21 protein-coding genes and 1 tRNA gene are annotated in these 20,728 nt (G+C 67.7%); 8 read left to right on the top strand and 14 right to left on the bottom strand.

Annotation, left to right across the window (positions count from 1 at the left end):
- Positions 1–33 precede the first annotated feature (33 nt).
- The 4 genes from AC3WQY_RS13305 to AC3WQY_RS13290 form a co-directional block, all read right to left on the bottom strand.
- Complete coding sequence (locus AC3WQY_RS13305; protein ID WP_492709006.1) at positions 34–288, bottom strand: hypothetical protein; 255 nt, start codon at positions 286–288, stop codon at positions 34–36.
- Positions 289–380: 92 nt separating this feature from the next.
- Positions 381–647: a hypothetical protein gene (locus AC3WQY_RS13300; RefSeq protein ID WP_285232711.1), complete on the bottom strand. Its 267-nt coding sequence runs from the start codon at positions 645–647 to the stop codon at positions 381–383.
- Between the two features lie 133 nt (positions 648–780).
- Positions 781–1,428, bottom strand: a complete 648-nt coding sequence (locus AC3WQY_RS13295) for a YceH family protein (RefSeq protein ID WP_492709004.1) — start codon at positions 1,426–1,428, stop codon at positions 781–783.
- Between the two features lie 4 nt (positions 1,429–1,432).
- The gene (locus tag AC3WQY_RS13290) at positions 1,433–2,215 is read right to left on the bottom strand and encodes an SDR family oxidoreductase (protein WP_285232713.1); all 783 of its coding nucleotides are present in this window, start codon (positions 2,213–2,215) and stop codon (positions 1,433–1,435) included.
- 230 nt (positions 2,216–2,445) lie between these two features.
- Between AC3WQY_RS13290 and AC3WQY_RS13285 the strand changes: the two genes are divergently transcribed.
- The gene (locus AC3WQY_RS13285; protein WP_492709002.1) at positions 2,446–4,131 is read left to right on the top strand and encodes an electron transfer flavoprotein-ubiquinone oxidoreductase; all 1,686 of its coding nucleotides are present in this window, start codon (positions 2,446–2,448) and stop codon (positions 4,129–4,131) included.
- Between the two features lie 130 nt (positions 4,132–4,261).
- Positions 4,262–5,998, top strand: coding sequence for a diguanylate cyclase domain-containing protein (locus AC3WQY_RS13280; protein WP_492709000.1), 1,737 nt, complete (start codon positions 4,262–4,264; stop codon positions 5,996–5,998).
- A gap of 24 nt (positions 5,999–6,022) precedes the next feature.
- Here the strand turns inward: AC3WQY_RS13280 and AC3WQY_RS13275 are convergent, their stop codons facing one another.
- Both AC3WQY_RS13275 and AC3WQY_RS13270 read right to left on the bottom strand, forming a co-directional pair.
- Positions 6,023–6,466, bottom strand: coding sequence for a GNAT family N-acetyltransferase (locus tag AC3WQY_RS13275; protein ID WP_492708998.1), 444 nt, complete (start codon positions 6,464–6,466; stop codon positions 6,023–6,025).
- 11 nt (positions 6,467–6,477) lie between these two features.
- Positions 6,478–7,095: an FMN-binding negative transcriptional regulator gene (locus AC3WQY_RS13270; protein WP_492708996.1), complete on the bottom strand. Its 618-nt coding sequence runs from the start codon at positions 7,093–7,095 to the stop codon at positions 6,478–6,480.
- 90 nt (positions 7,096–7,185) lie between these two features.
- Here AC3WQY_RS13270 and pdxR point away from each other — a divergent pair, with 90 nt between their 5' ends.
- The gene (gene pdxR / locus AC3WQY_RS13265) at positions 7,186–8,649 is read left to right on the top strand and encodes a MocR-like pyridoxine biosynthesis transcription factor PdxR (RefSeq protein WP_492708994.1); all 1,464 of its coding nucleotides are present in this window, start codon (positions 7,186–7,188) and stop codon (positions 8,647–8,649) included.
- A 54-nt stretch (positions 8,650–8,703) separates the two neighbouring features.
- Here pdxR and AC3WQY_RS13260 read toward each other — a convergent pair.
- The 6 genes from AC3WQY_RS13260 to cysS all read right to left on the bottom strand — a co-directional run bounded on the left by AC3WQY_RS13260 (position 8,704) and on the right by cysS (position 14,644).
- Positions 8,704–8,796, bottom strand: a tRNA-Ser gene (locus tag AC3WQY_RS13260).
- A gap of 69 nt (positions 8,797–8,865) precedes the next feature.
- Positions 8,866–10,134, bottom strand: coding sequence for an aspartate kinase (locus AC3WQY_RS13255; protein WP_492708992.1), 1,269 nt, complete (start codon positions 10,132–10,134; stop codon positions 8,866–8,868).
- Between the two features lie 118 nt (positions 10,135–10,252).
- On the bottom strand, positions 10,253–11,590 hold the full coding sequence (gene tilS, locus AC3WQY_RS13250) for a tRNA lysidine(34) synthetase TilS (RefSeq protein ID WP_492708990.1): 1,338 nt from the start codon (positions 11,588–11,590) through the stop codon (positions 10,253–10,255).
- On the bottom strand, positions 11,559–12,530 hold the full coding sequence (locus tag AC3WQY_RS13245) for an acetyl-CoA carboxylase carboxyltransferase subunit alpha (protein WP_285232730.1): 972 nt from the start codon (positions 12,528–12,530) through the stop codon (positions 11,559–11,561). The genes tilS and AC3WQY_RS13245 overlap by 32 nt, the downstream gene beginning before the upstream one ends.
- Positions 12,531–12,617: 87 nt before the next feature.
- Positions 12,618–13,271 carry a DNA-3-methyladenine glycosylase family protein gene (locus tag AC3WQY_RS13240; protein ID WP_285232731.1) on the bottom strand — a complete coding sequence of 218 codons (654 nt, stop codon included), beginning with the start codon at positions 13,269–13,271 and terminating at the stop codon, positions 12,618–12,620.
- Entirely contained in the window at positions 13,271–14,644 is a 1,374-nt protein-coding gene (cysS, locus tag AC3WQY_RS13235) for a cysteine--tRNA ligase (RefSeq protein WP_492708987.1), read from the bottom strand. Before cysS ends, AC3WQY_RS13240 begins: the two co-directional genes overlap by 1 nt.
- A gap of 207 nt (positions 14,645–14,851) precedes the next feature.
- Between cysS and AC3WQY_RS13230 the strand changes: the two genes are divergently transcribed.
- The 5 genes from AC3WQY_RS13230 to AC3WQY_RS13210 are packed head-to-tail and all read left to right on the top strand — an operon-like array spanning position 14,852 to position 18,026.
- Positions 14,852–15,382 (top strand): tetratricopeptide repeat protein, encoded by a 531-nt coding sequence (locus AC3WQY_RS13230; protein ID WP_492708985.1) that lies wholly within the window; start codon positions 14,852–14,854, stop codon positions 15,380–15,382.
- 31 nt (positions 15,383–15,413) lie between these two features.
- Positions 15,414–15,971 carry a peptidylprolyl isomerase gene (locus AC3WQY_RS13225; protein WP_492708983.1) on the top strand — a complete coding sequence of 186 codons (558 nt, stop codon included), beginning with the start codon at positions 15,414–15,416 and terminating at the stop codon, positions 15,969–15,971.
- Positions 15,968–16,471, top strand: coding sequence for a peptidylprolyl isomerase (locus AC3WQY_RS13220; protein ID WP_285232735.1), 504 nt, complete (start codon positions 15,968–15,970; stop codon positions 16,469–16,471). Before AC3WQY_RS13225 ends, AC3WQY_RS13220 begins: the two co-directional genes overlap by 4 nt.
- Positions 16,468–17,259: a UDP-2,3-diacylglucosamine diphosphatase gene (locus AC3WQY_RS13215; protein WP_492708981.1), complete on the top strand. Its 792-nt coding sequence runs from the start codon at positions 16,468–16,470 to the stop codon at positions 17,257–17,259. The genes AC3WQY_RS13220 and AC3WQY_RS13215 overlap by 4 nt, the downstream gene beginning before the upstream one ends.
- Entirely contained in the window at positions 17,259–18,026 is a 768-nt protein-coding gene (locus tag AC3WQY_RS13210; RefSeq protein ID WP_492708979.1) for a M90 family metallopeptidase, read from the top strand. The genes AC3WQY_RS13215 and AC3WQY_RS13210 overlap by 1 nt, the downstream gene beginning before the upstream one ends.
- Here AC3WQY_RS13210 and clpA read toward each other — a convergent pair whose 3' ends face one another.
- The gene (gene clpA / locus AC3WQY_RS13205) at positions 18,027–20,342 is read right to left on the bottom strand and encodes an ATP-dependent Clp protease ATP-binding subunit ClpA (protein ID WP_492708977.1); all 2,316 of its coding nucleotides are present in this window, start codon (positions 20,340–20,342) and stop codon (positions 18,027–18,029) included.
- Positions 20,339–20,707, bottom strand: a complete 369-nt coding sequence (gene clpS / locus AC3WQY_RS13200; RefSeq protein WP_285232739.1) for an ATP-dependent Clp protease adapter ClpS — start codon at positions 20,705–20,707, stop codon at positions 20,339–20,341. The genes clpA and clpS overlap by 4 nt, the downstream gene beginning before the upstream one ends.
- Positions 20,708–20,728 lie beyond the last annotated feature (21 nt).

Genomic DNA, 20,728 nt, shown 5'->3' with positions numbered 1-20,728 from the left:
CCGGCAGCCATGCCGGCGCTGCCGGGCCCGGCCTTACTGGCCGGCGCCCATGCCCTGCGGGCGCTCGCGCATCGATTCGGCAAAGGCTTCCTTGCTGACCTTGGTGATGCTCTCGGCGTTGGACTTGCGCGGGATGCGCGAGCCGGTGGTGTAGCTCTTGTCGTCGGGATCGCTGGTGCGCGCGCTGCTCTTCTCGCCCTCGGGCGAAGGGGTGCTGGCGCAGCCAGCCATGACAGCGACGGACAAAACAGCGCACAGGCACGCACCGGCGTGCTTCAGATAGTTCATGGGGATCTCCCTTTTGGAAACAATGGAGGCGGCGGTGGCCGCCATGGATCGGCGCGCTGCTGCGCGCTCTTGTAAGAACTCTTGCAAGAAATTCAGTTGCCCACGCGATGCGGCATCTTGTGGTCCATGGTGTCGTCCTTGTAGGCGTCGCGGCTGACGCCCTTGACATGCTCGGCACCGTACCACTCGGAACGCGCCAGGCGCGAGCCGGTGATGAAGGTCTTGGGCTTCTCACGCCCGTCTGCCGATGCGGCCGCCGCGGCCTCGGGGGCTTGCGCGGGCGCGCTGGCGCAACCCGGCAGCATGAGGCCGGCCGCCAGACTCAGGAAACTCAGTGACAGGATACGGGTCGTGTTCATATGCAGCCTCGTTGTGTGAAACCAGTCGGACCACCTGGATGCGCGCATTCTGACGGCCCCGGCGCCGCGGCGCCAGTGCCACCCGCCATCGGGAAACCCCCTGTTCGAAGGCTTGCCCGCGCGCCCACCCAGCTCAGGGCGTTATGCCCAGCTCGCCCACCATGCGGTTCACCAGGGCCCTGAGGCCGTCGAGCTCGGCGCGCAAGGCCTTCTGCTCTTCGCGCAGCTGGTGCAGTTCGTCGTCGTCGCGGGGCGGCGCCGCGCCGGCGGCCGCCTCGATGTAGACGGGCTCGCCGCACAGCAGATGGGCCCAGCGCTGCTCGCGCGCGCCGGGCGCGCGCGGCAGCCTCTGCACCAGGGGCGGCTGGCGTTCCACCAGTTCCTCCAGAAAACCGTCCACCGAGGAGATGTCGGCAAAGCGGTGCAGGCGTTCGGTGTTCGCACGCAGCTCGGCCGAGGTCTGCGGGCCGCGCAGCATCAGCAGCGTCAGCAGCGCCTCGGCCTGGCCGGGCACGCCCAGCACGCGGCGCAGATTGTGCTCGTAGCGCAGCACGCGACTGCCGCTCACATTGTTCACCAGGCTCATGCCGCGCAGCTCGTCCAGCGCCAGCAGCACCTCCGATTCCGCCGCGTTCATGACCGGCTCGCGTGCGGTCTTCTGGTTGCAGCCCAGGGTCAGGGCGTTCAGCGAGAGCGGATAGCTGTCCGGCACGGTGTGCTGTTTTTCCACCAGCACGGCCAGCACGCGCGCTTCCAGCGCGCTCAGGGTTCGCAGCGACATCGGCTCAGACTCCGAAGCCGTCGTCGGCCTGTATCACCGCGCCGTTGATGAAGTGGCTTTCGTTGGCGCACAGCATCAGCAAGGTGGTGTCGAGGTCGCGCGGATGGCCGACGCGCTTGCGCGGCAGCAGCTCCACCAGCTTCTTGCCCTGCTCGCTGCCCCAGTGGTGGTGGTTGATCTCGGTGTCGATATAGCCCGGGCAGATCGCATTCACATTGATGCCGTACTTGCCCCATTCCAGCGCCATCGCGCGCGTCATGTGGATCACCGCGGCCTTGCTCATCGAGTACACGCCGATCTGGCTCAGCACGCGCAGGCCGGCCATCGACGCGATGTTGACGATGCGCCCGCCGGTGAAGGTGCCCGGCGCGGCGCCGCGCGCGCGCGCCAGCATGCGCTTGCCCACCTCCTGCGCCACGAAGAAGGCGCCGCGCACATTCGTGTCCATCACGAAGTCGTAGTCGTTGGGGCTCACGTCGGTGAGCTTCTGCGTGGTGCTGACACCCGAGTTGTTGATGAGGATGTCGATCGTGCCCATCTCGGTCTCGGCATGGGCGACGGCGGACTTGATGCTGTCCAGATCGGTGACGTCGAGTGCCACCACATGGGCGTCGCCACCACCCGCCTCGATCTCGGCACGCAGGGTCTTGAGGCGCTCGACGCGCCGGCCCGCCAGCACCACGCCGGCGCCGGCCTTGGAAAGCGTCTTGGCGAACTGCGCGCCCAGGCCGCTGGATGCGCCCGTCACCAGGGCCACGCGGCCCGCGAGATCGATGCTGTAGCTCATGTCTTGTCCTTTGCAATCCTGCTGGGAACGATAGCACGCGAGCCCGCGCCAACGCTGTCGCGCGGGCGCCGCCGCCCGCCGTGCACAGCGTCGCGGACCAGACAGCCTAGACCGCCAACTCTAGGCAAAAATAGCACGATCGTTCTATTTGAACTGCAGGCCCGTAGAATCCGCCGCAAACCGGTAAATGCCGGCGCCAAGTCCTCACTCAAAAAATCCAAGGATTCCCCATGAGCTCTTCCGATCTGCTCGCCGAATACGGCCCACGCGAAAGCATGGAATACGACGTGGTGATCGTCGGCGCCGGCCCCGCCGGACTGGCGACGGCGATCCGGCTCAAGCAGCTGGCCGCCGAGCAGTCCAAGGAGATCTCGGTGGTGGTGCTGGAGAAGGGCTCGGAGCCCGGCGCCCACATCCTCTCGGGCGCGGTGATGGACCCGATCGCGCTCAACGAGCTGTTCCCGAACTGGAAGGAGCTGGGCGCGCCCGTGAACCAGGCGGTCACCGGCGACGACATCCTGTTCCTGAGCGAAACCGGCTCGCGCAGCACGCCGCAATGGCTGATCCCCGAGTGCTTCCACAACGAGGGCAACTACGTCATCTCGCTGGGCGCACTGACCAAGTGGCTGGGCGAGCAGGCGGAAGCCCTGGGCGTGGAAATCTTCCCCGGCTTCACCGCCGCCGAGGTGCTGTACGACGACAAGGGCGCGGTGCGCGGCGTGGCCACCGGCAATCTGGGCATTGGCAAGGACGGCAAGCCCAATGACAGCTTCCAGCTGGGCATGGAGTTGCTCGGCAAGTACACCGTGTTTGCCGAGGGTGCGCGCGGCCATCTGGGCAAGCAGCTGATCGCCAAGTACCAGCTCGACGCCGGCCGCGATGCGCAGAGCTGGGCCATCGGCATCAAGGAGCTGTGGGAGATCCCGGCCGACCGGGCCAAGCCCGGCTATGTGCTGCACACCGCCGGCTGGCCGATCGCAGACGAGAGCTTCGGCGGCGGCTTCCTCTACCACCTGGAAGGCAACAAGGTCACGCTGGGCTTTGTGCTGGGTCTCAATTACGAGAACCCCTGGATGAGCCCCTTCGAGGAAATGCAGCGCTGGAAGACCCACCCGGACGTGCGCAAGCACATCGAGGGCGGCAAGCGCATCGGCTACGGCGCACGCGCCATCAACAACGGCGGCCTGCAGGCCCTGCCCAAGCAGGTGTTCCCGGGTGGCGCCCTGGTGGGTTGCGACGCCGGCTACCTGAACGCCTCGCGCATCAAGGGCAGCCATGCCGCCATCAAGACCGGCATGCTGGCCGCCGAGGCCGCCTTCGAGGCCGTGCAGGCCGGCCGCGCACAGGATGAGCTCGCCGCCTACCCGGCCGCCTTCGAGCGCAGCTGGCTGCACGCCGAGCTGCAAGCCACCAAGAACTTCAAGCTCTGGTTCAAGCACGGCAAGCTGGTCGGCAATCTGATGACTGGCATCGAGCAATGGCTGCTGCCCAAGCTGGGCGTGAAGGTGCCGCCCTGGACCCTGCACAACAGCAAGCCCGACCACCTGGCGCTGCGCCCGGCGGCCGAGATGCCCAAGATCGAGTACCCCAAGCCCGATGGCAAGCTGAGCTTCGACCGCCTCTCCTCGGTGTTCATCTCCAACACCAACCATGAGGAGAACCAGCCGGCGCACCTGACGCTCAAGGACGCCTCGGTGCCGGTGGCCATCAACCTCGCCAAGTACGCCGGCCCCGAGAGCCGCTACTGCCCGGCCGGGGTGTACGAATTCGTGAAGAACGACGACAACAGCGACCGCCTGCAGATCAATGCGCAGAACTGCGTGCACTGCAAGACCTGCGACATCAAGGACCCGACGCAGAACATCGTCTGGGTCACGCCCGAGGGCGGCGGCGGACCGAACTACGCCGGTATGTAAACGTGCTCTAAGCCGCGGCCCCGCCGGGGCGGTGACTTTTGACGCAGCCTCGGCGCCGGCCGCCCAGGCTGCGTCGTCATTTCCGGCCGCCGCATTCCTACAATCCGCGCTGCTGTTTCCTGCGCGAGCCATGGCCGATCCTGTTGTACCCCTGAACCGTCTTTGGCAGCTGCTGCGCTGCCTGCTGCTGAGCTGGCTGTGCCTTGCGGGTGCCGCGCAGGCGGCCGAGCTCGGCACGGGCGCCACGCGCGTGGAGCTCTGGCCCAGCCTCAGCATGCTGGCCGAGACTGGCCCGCGCCTGAGCGCCCAGCAAGCGCTGGCCGCGGCCCAGGCCGGGCAATTTGGCAGGCCGGACGGCGCCAAGGGGGCGCTGGGCCTGCGCCAGGGCGCCGTGTGGCTGCGCATCCCGCTGCAAGTGGCCAGCCAGGACGATGGCGAATGGGTGCTGGAGCTGGACTACCCGCCGCTCAACCATGTCGAGGTCTATCTGCTCTACCAGGGGCAGATCCTGCAGCAGGCGGCGCTGGGCAATCTGCTGCCGCGCGCCACGCGGCCGCTGGCCTCACGCAACCATGCCCTGCCCCTGAGCCTGCCGCCCGGACGCGGCAGCGAGCTGCTGCTGCGCGTGCAGACCCAAGGCGCCATGACCGTGCCGATCACGCTTGCCAAGCCGGCGGCCTACCAGAGCCACGCCCTCTCGGAGCAGCTGCTGCAAGGCCTGCTGAACGGCCTGGGCCTGGCCCTGCTGGTCTACAGCCTGGCACAGTGGTTCTCCTTGCGCGAGCCGCTGTTCGCCAAGTACGCGCTGCTGATCACCGGCAGCCTGTTGTTCTCGCTGCTGCAGTTCGGCACCGGCGCGCAGTTCCTGTGGCCCGACTCGATCTGGATGGAGCAGCATGCCGGCGGCCTCTCGGCGCTGATCGCCGCCTGCGGCTCCTATCTCTTCATCGAGCAGGCCTTGCAGGGCAGCTCGCTGCTGTTCCGCCGCCTGATGTGGGGCGGCGCCGCCCTCACCCAGCTCAGCGCGCTGGTGTTTGCCTTCGATCTGATCGACGTGCGCGTGATCACCGTCATCATCAGCACCCTGGGTCTGGCGCCCGCGGTGATGGGCCTGCCCGGGGCCCTGCGCCGGGCGCGCCAGCGCGACGCGATCGGCTGGTGCCTGCTGCTGGCCTGGCTGGTCTACCTGCTCACGACCGCGGTGGCGATCGGCGTCATCAAGGGCCGCCTGGACGCCAACTTCTGGACCCTGCATGCCTTCCAGTTCGGTGCCAGCTTCGACATGCTGATGTTCATGCGCGTGCTGGGCCTGCGCACCGCGGCGATCAAGCAGGCCGCCGCCGAGGCCCGGCACGAGCGCGACCTGCTGCACGCGCTGGCGCACACCGATGCCCTCACCGGCCTGGCGAACCGGCGCGGCCTGCAGGCGCGCATGGACGAGCTGCTGGCCAGGCGCCGCCCCGAGCATCAGCTGGCCCTGTTCCTGCTGGACCTGAACGGCTTCAAGCAGGTCAACGACCGCCATGGCCACGAGACCGGCGACGCCCTGCTGGTGGCGGTGGCGCGCCGCCTGCAGGCCAAGCTGCATCCGGGCGATCTGGTGGCGCGCCTGGGCGGCGACGAGTTCGTGGTGGTGTGCGCCGAGCTGAGCCAGCCCCAGCAGGCCGAGGCCCTGGGCGAGCGCCTGCTCGAGGCCTTCAGCTCGCCCTTCCAGATCGGCACGCTCAGCTGCGAGCTGGGCATGGCCCTGGGCCAGGCGCTCGCCCCGCAGGATGGCGACGGGCTGCCGGAGCTGCTGGCCCATGCCGACGCCGCCATGTACCGGGGCAAGCGCGCGCAAAGCGCGGCCGCCTTCTTCGCGCCCTGAGGGCCGCGGCTGCCGGGTTCAGCCTCAGAGCAGGCAGTCGTAGCGCAGAAAGCCGCGGTGCTGGGCCACGCGCTCGTACAGCGCGCGGGCACGCTGGTTGTCACGGTGCGTCAGCCAGTAGGTGCGGGTGGCGCCATGCGCTTGGGCGCGCGCGGCCACCGCCGTGATCAGGGCCTGCGCCGCCCCCTTACCGCGCGCCTGCTCGGCCACGAACAGGTCCTGCAGATAGCAGACCGCCGGGCTCCAGGTGCTGGCATGGAACAGGTAATGCGTGAGGCCGATCAACTGCCCGCCCTGCTCCAGCACCAGGCCGTGCACGACCTCGCCCGCCAGCAGGCGCTGCCAGGCCAGCTCATAGTCGGCATCGGCCAGCTCGGTCTCGTAGAAGGCCTTGTAGCCGCGTGCCAGGCGCTCCCAACCGGCGCGGTCGCCCGCGCGCGGGGCGCGAATCTCGAAGCTGCTGCTCATCGCCATGCCCCTCAAATGCCCAGCCGGTCCATCCAGCGCAGCAGCTGCGCACCGTTGTCGCCCTCGCGGGCATAGTGCTCGCGCAGCCGCGCGCGCTCGCCGGCCGCGCGGTTCTGGCTCAGCTTGGCCTTGGCCTCCCAGCTCCGGACATGGATGCGAAAACCCACGATGGCAGCCAGCAGCTTGTGCTGGAAATCCTCCGGCAGCCCCATCCACTGCGCCGCATATTCCGGCTCGTGCTGGGCGATCAGGCGCTTGAGCAGGCGATCCTTGGCGAGCGGCTCGTCCACCAGCTCCAGCCGGCCGCGCACATGCAGCGCCAGGTAGTTCCAGGTCGGTACGCTCAGCTGGGTGTCGTACAGGCGCGGCGACACATAGCCGCCGGGCCCGCTGAACACCACCAGCAGCTCCGGCTGCGCCGCCAGCCAGGCATGCTGGGGATTGGCGCGCGCCATATGGCCCTCCAGCCACCAGCCACCCGCGGCGTCTTCTCCCCAGCTCAGCGGCAGATGCGAGGCAAAGCTGCGTCCGTCGGCGTCCGGGCCGATCAGCAAGGCCAGCGGATGCTCGGCGATGAGCTGGCGCGCCAGCGCCAGGTCCTGCATGCGGAATTGCGGCGGGTTGTACATCGCGGCCCTGCTCCTTGAAAGTTGATGCGCCACTGTAGCCAGGCGCTTGGTACGATGAAAGTTCCAATTTCCTGCAATATGGAGGTACCAATGTCCAAGGGTACGCTGGCCCTGGATCCGGCCGGCATGTCGGTGGATCGCGGCCAGCCGCTGGTGCCGCAGCTGCATGCGCAGCTCAAGGCGCGCATCCTGAGCGGGCAGCTGGCGGCGGGCGCGCGCCTGCCCACCACGCGCGCCCTCGCCGGCGCGCTGGGGCTCTCGCGCAACACCGTCGTGCGCGTCTACGAGCAATTGCTGGACGAAGGCTATATCAAGGGCCGCACCGGCGACGGCAGCTATGTCAGCGAACTGCACGGCGCTTCGGCCCATGCACCCAAGGCTGCCGAGCCGCTGCGCATGCCGGACGGCCCGCTGTGGCAGCGCCTGCAGGCCTACCAGCCCGCGCGCATGCCCGAGGGGCCGGCGCGCGCCTTCCGCTACGGCATGCCGGCGCTGGATCTGTTCCCGGCCGAGGTCTGGTCGCGCCTGCATGCCCGCTTCTGGCGCCACCCCGCCAGCCGCGCGCTGGGCTACTCGGACCCGGCCGGGCTGCCCCGGCTGCGCCGCCAGGTGGCCGACTATCTCAGCCATGCGCGCGGCCTGCACTGCGAGCCCGAGCAGGTGATCATCACCACCGGCTCGCAGCAGGCCATCAGCCTGGCGGCGCTGGCGCTGCTGCGCGCGGGCGACCGCGTCGCCACCGAGAGCCCGGGCTACCGCGCCGCCGCGGCGGCGCTGGGCCTGCTGGGCAACCAAGTGCTGCGCGTGCCGCTGGACGAGCAGGGGCTGCGGGTGGGCGCGCTGGAGGCGCTGGGGCCCTGCCGGCTGGTCTACGTGACGCCCTCGCACCAGTTCCCCAGCGGGGTCACGATGACGCCGGCGCGCCGGCTCGAACTGCTGGACTGGGCGCGCCGCCACGACGCCTTCGTGATCGAGGACGACTACGACGGCGAGTACCGCTACACCGGCGTGCCGCTGGCACCGCTGGCCGCGCTGGACGCGAGCGGCCGCACGCTCTATGTGGGCACCTTCTCCAAGCTGCTGTTCCCCGGCCTGCGCCTGGGCTATCTGCTGGCGCCGCCGGGCTGGGCCGAAACGCTGGCGCGCTTGCGTGCGGTGCTGGACCGCCACTCCGGCATCGCCGATCAGCATGTGCTGGCCGATTTCATCGAGCAGGGTCATTTCCTGCGCCATGTGCGCCGCGTGCGGCGCGCGGCACTGACGCGGCGCGACGCCCTGCTGGAGAGCTGGCAGCGCGCCTTTGGCCAGGCCTTGCCGCTGCGCCCGGTGGCCGCCGGCCTGCATGCCCTGCTGCCGCTGGAAAGCCCGGCGCAGGAGGCGCTCTATCTGCGCCTGGCCGAGCAGCAAGGCATCGAGCTGGGCGCGTTGCGGCAGATCGGCGCCGTGCCCGCGGCGAGCCAGCTGGCCGGCCTGGTGCTGGGCTTCGCGCCGGTGCCGGAAGCGCAGATCCAGAGCGCCGTGCAGACCCTGGCAAGGGCCTGGCGCAAGGCCTGACCCCCAGAAACAACAAAACCCCCGTGGCTTGCGCCACGGGGGTTTGCATACTGTTGGCGGAGTCGGAGAGATTCGAACTCTCGATGCAGGTTTTGCCCACATACTCCCTTAGCAGGGGAGCACCTTCGGCCACTCGGTCACGACTCCAGCAGAGCCTCGCAGTATAGCAGCAGTTTTTGGCCTCTCAAGCGAAACTCCATCTTTCGACGGATTTTCTTAGGCGACTTCCTGGTCGAGATCGAAGGCCTTGTGCAGGGCGCGCACCGCCAGCTCCATGTACTTCTCGTCGATCACCACGCTGGTCTTGATCTCGCTGGTAGAGATCATCTGGATGTTGATGCCCTCTTCACTGAGCGAGCGGAACATCTTGGAGGCCACGCCCACATGCGAACGCATGCCGATGCCGACGATCGAGACCTTGCAGATCTTCGGGTCGCCCATCACCTTGGCGGCATGGGTGGCCGGGCCCACGGTCTTCTCCAGCAGCTCCATGGTGCGCGCATAGTCGTTGCGATGCACGGTGAAGGAGAAGTCGGTCTTGCCGTCCTGCGAGACGTTCTGGATGATGACGTCGATATCGATATTGGCATCCGCCACCGGGCCCAGGATCTGGAAGGCGATGCCCGGCTTGTCGGGCACGCCCAGCAAGGTCACCTTGGCTTCGTCACGGTTGAAGGCGATGCCTGACACGACGGCTTGTTCCATTTTTTCGTCCTCTTCAAAACTGATCAGGGTGCCGGACTTGGCTTCCTCGTTGATATCGATGTCCCAGGGCGTGAAGCTGGAGAGCACGCGCAGCGGCACGCGGTACTTGCCGGCGAATTCCACCGAGCGGATCTGCAGGATCTTGGAACCCAGCGAGGCCATCTCCAGCATCTCTTCGAAGCTGATGGTGTGCAGGCGGCGCGCCTCGGGCACGATGCGCGGATCGGTCGTGTAGACGCCATCCACATCGGTGTAGATCAGGCATTCGTCGGCCTTCATCGCGGCGGCGATCGCCACCGCGGACGTGTCCGAACCACCGCGCCCCAGGGTGGTGATGTTCATGTCCTCGTCGATGCCCTGGAAGCCCGCGATCACCACCACCTTGCCGGCGGCCAGGTCGGCGCGCACGCGGCTGTCGTCGATGCTCTCGATGCGGGCCTTGGTGTAGGAGGAATCGGTGGAGACCGGGACTTGCCAGCCGGTGTAGCTGACCGCCTCCAGGCCTTCGGCCTGCAGCGCGATGGCCAGCAGGCCCACCGACACCTGTTCGCCGGTGGAGGCGATCATGTCCAGTTCGCGCATCAGCTCGGGGCTGGTGGAGGCGGGCGACAGCTCCTTGGCCAGGCCCAGCAGGCGGTTCGTCTCTCCGCTCATTGCCGAGGGCACCACCACCATCTGGTGACCGGCACGCGCCCATTTGGCGACGCGCTTGGCCACGTTGCGGATACGGTCGGTCGAGCCCATCGAGGTGCCGCCGTACTTGTGAACGATCAAAGCCATGGGATGTCTTGTTGCATGCGCGGTGGGTTCGGAAAGCTCGGGGTGCGCCGCGGTCGCAGCCGTGGATTCTAGCTGTTGCATCGCAACAATCCCCTGTTCATGCGGGTTACAGCGAGCTTCAGCGAGCAGCCGAATCAGCATGCCAGCTGATGCTGAGCTGGGGCTGACCGGGCTCGGCCCAGCAGCGCGCATCCAGCCCCAGGCCCGGCACATGCAGCAATTGCGCGCCCGCATAGAGCAAGGGCCCGTGACGCGCCGACGCGGGCACGCCGGCCGCCTGCCAAGCCTTCTTGAGACTGCGAGCCACCCTTTGCGGATGAGAAAGGAATTGCTCGCCGCCCTGGCGTGCACGCGCGCTCAGCGCGGCCAGGGTGCTTGGCGCAACGCCGCCCTGCGCCACCGCCTGCACCAGCCAATACCCACCCCATTGCGCGCTCCGATATTGCCCGGGTCGGCTCAAATCCAGTGCCTCCAGCGCCTCCGGTGCCGCCACCACGGTGGCCGGCCCGAGCGGCTGCAGGCTCAGGCGGCCGCGGTAGAGCTGCAAGCGCCCGCCCGGCACCGGCCAATAGCCCGTGCGGGCCGTCGGCAGCTCATCCAGCAGGCGCTGTACCAGGCTGGCGGGCGCGGCCCGGCCCAGGCACTGCAGCAACCAGGCGCGCAGCAGATTGCTGGCACGCGCGGCCGAGAGAACGCCAAGCGCGGCTTGCTGCAGTCCCTCTGCGTCGGTCCAACGGGGCAGGTCCTCGGCGGCGATCTCCTGCTGCAGGCTCAGGGCCTGCTGCGCCCAGGCCGCGGCCTGGGCCAGGCTGGCCTCGGCCTGCGGAAAGGCCTCGCTCAGGCCCTCCCACAGCTGCAAGCGGATGCGGTTGCGCGCATAACGCGGATCCTGGTTGCTCTCGTCCTCGACATGCGCCAGGCCATGGGCCGCCACATAGGCCTCGATAGCGCTACGGGGATGGTCCAGCCAGGGCCGTGCCCAGACAAGGCCGGCGCGCGCCTGCGCGCGCGGCATACCCGCCAGCCCGGCGCTGCCGGCACCGCGCAGGGCCTGCAGCAACCAGGTCTCGGCCTGGTCGCGGCGATGGTGGGCCAGCAGCAGCAGGCCGCAAGCATGCGTCGCCGCCATCTCGGCCAGGGCCTGGTAACGCCCGCCACGGGCCCAGGCCTCGATGCTTTGCCCGGGCGCGGGCGCGCCGCTCAGGCGCCGCGCATGGAAACTGATAGGCAGGCCGGCCGCAGCCCAGTCCGCGCATTGCCGCTGGCCATGCGCCAGCCAGGCGTCGGCCTGCGGGCTCAGCCCATGGTGCACATGCAGGGCGCAGACATGCAAGCCCAGAGCCCGGGCCTGGGCGGCCGTGGCGTGCAGCAAGGCGGTGGAATCGCGGCCGCCGCTGTAGGCGACGGCGACGCGGCGGGCTGGGTCAGCGGTTCTTGGTGTCGCTGAAACGTCCATAGGCCTGCAGGCGCTCGTAGCGGCGCTCCAGCAGTTCCTTGGTCTTCAGATCGCTGACCTGGCGCAGCGCGTCGGAGAGCGCGCGCTTCAGGTTGGAGGCCATCTGCTTGTTGTCGCGGTGCGCGCCACCCACCGGCTCGTTGACGATCTTGTCGATCAGGCCCATGGCCTTCAAGCGGTGTGCGGTGATGCCCAGCGCATCGGCGGCCTCGGGGGCACGCTCCGAGGTCTTCCACAGGATCGAGGCACAGCCTTCCGGCGAGATCACCGAGTAGGCCGAGAACTGCAGCATCAGCACCTGGTCGGCCACGCCGATGGCCAGGGCGCCGCCCGAGCCGCCCTCGCCGATCACGGTGGCGATGATGGGCACTTCCAGCTGCGCCATCTCGAAGATGTTGCGACCGATGGCTTCGGACTGGCCGCGCTCCTCGGCACCGATGCCGGGATAGGCACCCATGGTGTCGATGAAGGTGAACACCGGCAGGCCGAACTTCTCGGCCAGCTTCATCAGGCGCAGGGCCTTGCGATAGCCCTCGGGGCGCGGCATGCCGAAGTTGCGCAGCGCACGCTCCTTGGCGTCCGCGCCGCGCTGATGGCCGATCACCATGCAGGCCTGGCCATTGAAGCGGGCAATGCCGCCCACGATCGCCGCGTCATCCGCGAAATGGCGGTCGCCGTGCAGTTCCTGGAACTCGGTGAAGATGTCGGCGCAGTAGTCCAGCGTCTGCGGGCGCTGCGGGTGGCGGGCGACCTGGTAGGTCTGCCATGGGGCCACGCTGGAGTAGATGTCCTTGGTGAGCTGCTGGCTCTTCTTGGAGAGGCGGTCGATCTCTTCGGAGATGTCGACGGCCGACTCGCTTTGCACGTAGCGCAGCTCTTCAATCTTGGTTTCGAGCTCGGCGATGGGCTGCTCGAATTCGAGGAAGTGTTTCTTGCTCATCCTGCGTGGGTCTCTCTCAGTGATGATATGGCCTCGACACCAGCAATGCAGGCCTGATAGGCCACGATGCGAGGGCGCCTGACGGGCTCAGTAGTCCACCGGCAGCGGATCCAAACTGCGCCAAATGTACCATGTGGCTACCGAGCGGTAGGGGGCCCAGGCCTCGCCCACCTCGCGCGCCTCGGCACGCGACACCGGTTCGCCGGAGAAGTAGTTCTGGCTGATGCCCTTGAGCAGACCGAGGTCGTCCAGGGGCATCACGTTCGGGCGCATGAGGTGGAAGATGAGGAACATCTCGGCCGTCCAGCGGCCGATGCCGCGGATCGCCACCAGCTCGTCGATGATGGCTTCGTCGTCCATCTGCGTCCATTGCTTCACATGTACGCGGCCGGCCTCGAAGCTTTCGGCCAGATCGCGCAGGTATTCCACCTTGCGCGCCGACAGGCCGGCGCCGCGCTGCAGCTCCACGGTGAGCGCCAGCACCGCCTGCGGCGGCACCTTGTGGCTCGGGCCGCTCATCAGGGCGCAGAACTTGTCCCACACCGATTGGGCGGCCTTCACCGAGATCTGCTGGCCGACGATGGAGCGCGCCAGCGTGGTGAAGGCATCGCCCTTGCTCTGCAGCCGCGCCTCGCCGAACTGCGGGATCAGCTTCTTCATCACACGGTCGCGCTTGCTCAGATGGCGGCAAGCCTCGTCCCAGTAGTCCGGGGTCACCCCGGCGGCCGGTGCGCGCCCCATCAGGCCTTCATCCAGGTGGTGCCGCTGGGAGAATCCTGCAACACGATGCCCTGGGCCAGCAGCTCGGCGCGGATGCGATCCGCCTCGGCAAACTGGCGCGCGGCCTTGGCGGCCGCACGGGCGTCGATCTGCGCCCGGATGGCGGACTCGTCCAGGCCGCTCCCAGCCTGCAGGTACTGGCGCGGCGCCTGCTGCAGGATGCCCAGCGTCGCACCCAGGCCCTTCAGCAGGGCCGCGTCGGCGCCCGAGCGGCTGCGATTCACCGCATTGGCCAGCTCGAACAGCACCGAGACGGCGCCCGGCGTGTTGAAGTCATCGTCCATCGCGGCCTTGAAGGCCGCGGCCTGCGGCTGCGCCCAGTCGATCGCGGCATCCGGCACCTCGATGCCATCCAGCGCGGTGTAGAGGCGGCGCAGCGCGGCGCGCGCGTCGTCCAGGTTCACATCGCTGAAGTTGAAGGGGCTGCGGTAATGGGTGCGCAGCATGAAGTAGCGCAGCGTCTCGCCGTCGTAGCGCTTGAGCACGTCCTGGATGGTGAAGAAGTTGCCCAGGGACTTGGACATCTTCTCGTTGTCGACGTTGAGGAAGCCGTTGTGCATCCAGACGTTGACAAAGGGATGGCCCAGCGCACCCTCGCTCTGGGCAATCTCGTTCTCATGGTGCGGGAACTGCAGGTCCATGCCGCCGCCATGGATGTCGAAGCGCTCGCCCAGCAGGGCGCAGCTCATCGCCGAGCATTCGATATGCCAGCCGGGGCGGCCAGGGCCGTAGCTGCTGGCCCATTTGGCGTCGTCGGGCTCGCTCTCCTTGGCCGACTTCCACAGCACGAAGTCCAGCGGGTCCAGCTTGCCGTCGTCCACGGCCACACGCTCGCCCGCACGCAGATCGTCCAGCGACTTGCCGCTGAGCTTGCCGTAGCCGGGGAACTTGCGCACCGCATAGTTCACATCGCCATTGCTGGCGCGGTAGGCCAGGCCCTTGCCTTCCAGCGTGCCGATCAGGTCCAGCATCTGGCCCACATAGTCGGTGGCACGCGGCTCATGCGTGGGGCGCTCCACGCCCAGGGCACCGATGTCGCGGTGCATCGCGGCGATCATCTCGTCGGTGAGCTCTCGGATGCTGATGCCGCGCTCCACCGCGCGCTTGATGATCTTGTCCTCGATGTCGGTGATGTTGCGCACATAGGTCACGCGGTAGCCCGAAGCCTTGAGCCAGCGCTGCGCCACATCGAAGGCCATCATCATGCGGGCATGGCCCACGTGGCAGAGGTCGTAAATCGTCATGCCGCAGACATACATGCGCACATGACCGGGTTCGATGGGAGCAAAGGGCTCGACCGCACGGGTGAGCGAGTTGTAGATGCGCAGAGTCATGGATGGGGCTGGGCTTGGATGCGAGATAGGCTGCTGCGCGCCCCACTGATCATGCCGGTGGTGGCACGGGCGGTTGACCGGCGCCAGGCAGCGATCAGGCACTCTAGAATGGCCCGAAGTATACCGGCTCGACTTCTGCTGAGGCATGAGGGCCGGCCCTCAGACGAGCGCCCTCGGCACCCGCTGCGCCCCAACATCCGAATCCCCATGTACCGTCAACGAACCCGAGCGCTGGGCCTGGCCCTGCTGCTGAGCACCCTGCTGGCGGGCGTCGCCCAGGCCGGCGTGCTGGAGCAGGCCCAGGCCGATTGGCTGGCCGGCAAGCGCGAGCAGGCCCTGCAGAGCGTGCAGGCCGCGCTGAGCGAGTCACCGCAGGACGCGCGCCTGCGCTTTGCGCTGGCGGTGATGCAGATGGAGTCCGGCCGCGCGGATGCCGCCGAGGCCCTGCTGCTGGGGCTAACCCAGGACTTCCCGGATCTGGCGGACCCCTACAACAATCTGGCCGTGATACGCGCCGGGCGTGGCGAACTCGAAGGCGCGCGCCGCGCGCTGGAGCAGGCGCTCGCGCTGCAACCCGAGCATGTGCAGGCGCAGGAAAACCTGGGCGACGTGCTGCTGCGCCTGGCGCTGCAGGCCTATGAACGCGCGCAGAAGCTCAGCATCAGCGCGCGCCCGGCGCTCGAACTCAAGCTCAGCCGCACCCGCGAACTGGCGCGCCTGCTCGCGCCCGGCCGCTGAGCCACAATATCCACCCTTCCGAACCGCAACCATGAACAGCAAGATCCTAGCCCTCAGCACCGCCCTGCTCTGCGCTGCCGTCGGTGCGCAGACCGTCAAGCTCAGCACCACCGAAGGCGATATCCGCGTCCAGCTGGATGCCGAGAAGGCGCCCAAGACCGTGGCCAACTTTCTGCAGTATGTGAAGGCCGGCCACTACAACGGCGTGATCTTCCACCGGGTGATCGACAACTTCATGATCCAGACCGGCGGCTACACCGTGAAGCTGGCGCAGAAGCCCACCAAGCCGGCGATCCCGCTGGAGAGCAACAACGGCCTGCTCAACACGCGCGGCACGCTGGCCATGGCCCGCACCGCCGACCCGAACTCGGCCACCGCCCAGTTCTTCATCAACGTGGCCGACAACGCCTTCCTCGACGCGGCCAACGCCCGCGACGGCAAGGGCTATGCGGTGTTCGGCCAGGTCATCGAAGGCATGGACGTGGTCGACAAGATCAAGTCCATCCCGACCAGCCCCCAGGGTGTGCACCAGAACCTGCCCACCAAGACCGTCCTCATCACCAAGGCCATTGTGGAGTCCAAGAAATGACCAAGACCGTAGAACTGCAGACCAACCATGGCGTGATCCGCATCGAGCTGGATGATGCCAAGGCCCCCATCAGCGTGGCCAATTTCCTGAGCTATGTGAACAGCGGCCACTACAACGGCACGGTGTTCCATCGCGTCATCAAGGGCTTCATGGTGCAGGGCGGCGGCTTTGAGCCCGGCATGAAGCAAAAGCCCACCGAGGCGCCGATCCAGAACGAGGCCAACAACGGCCTGAAGAACGAGCACTACACCCTGGCGATGGCACGCACCAATGCGCCGCACTCGGCCTCGGCCCAGTTCTTCATCAACACCACCAAGAACGACTTCCTCAACTTCAAGTCCGAGAGCCCCTCGGGCTGGGGCTATGCCGTGTTCGGCAAGGTCGTCGCCGGCACCGAGGTGGTGGATGCGATCGAGAAGGTCAAGACCGGCCGCTCCGGCTTCCACGACGATGTGCCGCTGGAAGACGTGGTGATCGAGCGTGCCGTCGTGATCGAGTGAGCGGATTGCCTGAGCCGCTGAGCTCGGTGCAGGCGCCGTCCGCCTGGACGGCGATCGACTTCATCTCCGACCTGCACCTCGCCCCCGAGACCCCGCTGACCCTGGCCGCGCTGCGGCGCTATTTGCGTAGCACGCCGGCCCAGGCGGTGTTCCTGCTGGGCGACATCTTCGAGGTCTGGATCGGCGACGACGCGCGCAACGATGCCTTCGAGGCCGAGTGCACGGCGCTGCTGAAGTCCGCCAGTCAAGACCTGACCCTGTTCTTCATGGCCGGCAACCGCGACTTCCTGGTCGGCGACGAGATGGCCGCCGCCGCCGGTTTCCAGCGGCTGGCGGACCCCTGCCTGCTGGAGGCGTTTGGCCGACGCTGGCTGCTGAGTCACGGCGACGCGCTGTGCCTGGACGACAAGCCCTACCAGCAGTTCCGCGCAATGGCGCGCAACCCTGCCTGGCAGGCGCAGATGCTGGCCCAGCCGGTCGAGCGCCGGCGCGAGCAGGCGCGCCAGATGCGCCTGCAAAGCATGGCCAATCAACAGGCCATGAAACCCGAGAACTGGGCCGATCTGGATGCCGAGGCAACGCGCGCCTGGCTGCACCAGGCGGCCGCGCCGCTGCTGATCCACGGCCACACCCACCGCCCCGCCGAGCACGATCTGGGCGAGGGCCTGAGCCGCTGGGTGCTGCCCGACTGGGACTGCGAGCACGCCGCGCCGCGCGGCGGCCCGCTGCGCCTGACGGCCACCGGCCTCAGTCGCCCAGGCCTAGGCCCAGGCCCAGGCCTCGGCTGATGCTGGCCGCCTGGTGGCAGCGCTGGCGTGCGCGCCGCGAGCGCCAGATCCCCGAGCCGCTCTGGCAGCTCACCCTCGCCCGCTACCCCTTCATCGCAGCGCGCTCGGACGCCGAGCTCGGCGAGCTGCGCCGGCTCTGCTCGCAGTTCCTGTCCCGCAAGGAGTTCCACGGCGTGGCCGGCTTCGAGGTCAGCGACGAGGTGGCCCTGGCCGTGGCCGCTCAGGCCTGCCTGCCGGTGCTGCGCCTGGGGCTGGACTGGTACGACGGCTTCGTCGGCATCGTCATGCATGCGCACGAGGTGGTGGCCGCGCGCGAGTTCATGGATGAGGATGGCGTCGTGCACGAGTACGACGAGGTGCTGGCCGGCGAGGCCATGGAGGGCGGCCCGCTGATGCTGGCCTGGAGCGAGCTGGCACCCGACCCCGCCGAACTGATGGCGGCCGAGAGCGTCTACAACGTGGTGATCCACGAATTCGCCCATGTGCTGGACATGCGCGACGGCATCGCCGATGGCGTGCCGCCGCAAGCCAGCGCGGCGGCGCGTGCGCAGTGGCTGCAGGTGCTGGAGGCCGAATGGCACGGCTTCTGCGAGCGCGTCGACGCCGGCGAAGCGACCCTCATCGATCCCTATGGCGAAGAGGCGATCGAGGAATTCTTCGCCGTCGCCAGCGAGGCCTTCTTCGTCGCCCCAAGAGAACTGCGGAGCGAACAGCCGGCGCTGTACCGGCTGCTCAGCGGTTTCTATCTGCAGGACCCCGCTGCCTGATCAACTGGTCGTGGCCGGCTCGGCCTTGGGCTTGTTGTCGCTGCGCTTGAGCGGCTGGATGTCCAGCAGCACCTCGCCCGCATCGTCCACATCCACGCTCAGGCGACCGCCATCGACCAGGCGGCCGAACAGCAACTCGTCGGCCAGCGCGCGGCGTATGGTGTCCTGGATCAGGCGCTGCATCGGACGCGCGCCCATCAGCGGATCGAAGCCCTTCTTGGCCAGATGCTTGCGCAGCTTGTCGCTGAAGGTGACCTCGACCTTCTTCTCCTGCAGCTGGCTTTCCAGTTGCAGCAGGAACTTGTCGACCACGCGCATGATGATTTCCTCATCCAGCGCGCGGAAGGACACGATGGCGTCCAGGCGGTTGCGAAACTCGGGCGTGAACAGGCGCTTGATGTCGCCCATCTCGTCGCCGCGTTCGCGCGAGTTGGTGAAGCCGATGGTCGACTTGTTCATCGTCTCGGCGCCCGCATTGGTCGTCATGATGATGATGATGTTGCGGAAGTCGGCCTTGCGCCCGTTGTTGTCGGTGAGCGAACCATGGTCCATCACCTGCAGCAGCACATTGAAGACGTCCGGATGCGCCTTCTCGATCTCGTCGAGCAGCAGCACCGCGTGTGGCTTCTTGGTGACGGCCTCGGTCAGCAGGCCGCCCTGGTCGAAACCCACATAGCCCGGAGGTGCGCCGATCAGGCGGCTGACCGCATGGCGCTCCATGTACTCCGACATGTCGAAGCGGATCAGCTCGATGCCCAGGATGTAGGCGAGCTGCTTGGCCACCTCGGTCTTGCCCACGCCGGTGGGGCCGGAGAACAGGAAGGAACCGATCGGCTTGTCGGGCTTGCCCAGGCCCGAGCGCGCCATCTTGATGGCGGCCGCGAGCGCGTCGATGGCCGGCTCCTGGCCGAACACCACGCTGTTGAGGTCGCGGTCCAGACTCTTGAGCTTGCCGCGGTCATCGGTGGACACCGAGGCCGGCGGGATGCGCGCGATCTTGGCGACGATGTCTTCCACCTCGGCACGCGTGATGGTCTTCTTCTGCTTGCTCTTGGGCAGGATGCGCTGCGCCGCACCGGCCTCGTCGATCACGTCGATGGCCTTGTCGGGCAGGTGGCGGTCGTTGATGTACTTGGCCGAGAGCTCGGCCGCGGCCTGCAGGGCGCCGAGCGCGTACTTGACGCTGTGGTGCTCCTCGAAGCGCGACTTCAGGCCCTTGAGGATCTCGACGGTCTGCTCCACCGAGGGCTCCACCACGTCCACCTTCTGGAAGCGCCGCGACAGCGCCGCATCCTTCTCGAAGATGCCGCGGTACTCGTTGAAGGTGGTGGCGCCGATGCACTTCATCGCACCCGACGACAGGGCCGGCTTGAGCAGATTGCTGGCGTCCAGCGTGCCACCCGAGGCGGCGCCCGCCCCGATCAGGGTATGGATCTCATCGATGAAGAGGATGGCGTTGGGCTGGTCCTTGAGCTGCTTGAGCACGGCCTTGAGGCGCTGCTCGAAATCGCCGCGGTACTTGGTGCCCGCCAGCAGCGCGCCCATGTCCAGCGAATACACCACCGCCTCGCCCAGCACGTCGGGCACATCGCCCTCGGTGATGCGCCAGGCCAGGCCCTCGGCAATGGCGGTCTTGCCCACGCCGGCCTCGCCCACCAGCAGCGGGTTGTTCTTGCGACGGCGGCACAGCACCTGCACCACACGCTCGACCTCATGCTCGCGGCCGATCAGCGGATCGATCTTGCCGTCCTTGGCGAGCTGGTTGAGGTTCTGCGTGAACTGCTCCAGCGGCGAACCTTTTCCGCCGCCGGCGTCGGTCTCTTCGCGCTCGGCCTCGCCACCGCCACCCTCCTGCCCCTTGGGCGGCTCGGGCGGTTCGCTCTTCTTGATGCCGTGGGCGATGTAGTTCACCACGTCCAGCCGCGTCACGCCCTGCTGGTGCAGGTAGTAGACGGCGTGCGAGTCCTTCTCGCCGAAGATCGCCACCAGCACGTTCGCGCCGGTGACTTCCTTCTTGCCGCTGCCGGTGGACTGCACATGCATGATGGCGCGCTGGATCACGCGCTGGAAGCCCAGCGTCGGCTGGGTGTCCACCTCATCACTGCCGCCCACCGTGGGCGTGTTGTCCTTGATGAACTGCGCCAGACTCTTGCGCAGATCGTCGATATTGGCCGAACAGGCCCGCAGCACCTCGGCCGCGGACGGGTTGTCCAGCAACGCCATCAGCAGATGCTCCACGGTGATGAACTCGTGGCGCTGCTGGCGCGCTTCGACAAACGCCATGTGCAGGCTGACTTCAAGCTCTTGCGCAATCATGCGGCCTCCATAATGCACTGCAAAGGATGGCCGGCACGCCTTGCGGCGGCCAGCACCAACTCGACCTTGGTGGCCGCCACGTCCTTGGTGAACACACCGCAAACGCCTCGGCCATCGTGATGGATTTTGAGCATGATCTGGGTGGCCGTATCCAGGTCATGGCGGAAATATTCCTGCAGCACCATCACCACGAATTCCATCGGGGTGAAATCGTCATTGAGCATCAGCACCTGGTACAGGCGCGGGGGCTCGGTCTTCTGCGGCACCCGCTCCAGAATGGTGGTGCCGTCTGCATCGTCGCGCCCCGGCACCGCACCCGGCGTCTGGCCAGGTGGCGTGGGAGGCTGGTTGGGAAGATCAGGCATGAACCGATTCTATAGACAGGG

Source organism: Roseateles sp. FW301-B2, from assembly GCF_058788955.1.
Note: the sequence above shows the minus strand (reverse complement) of the source record. Positions and strands in the feature narration are given on the sequence as shown.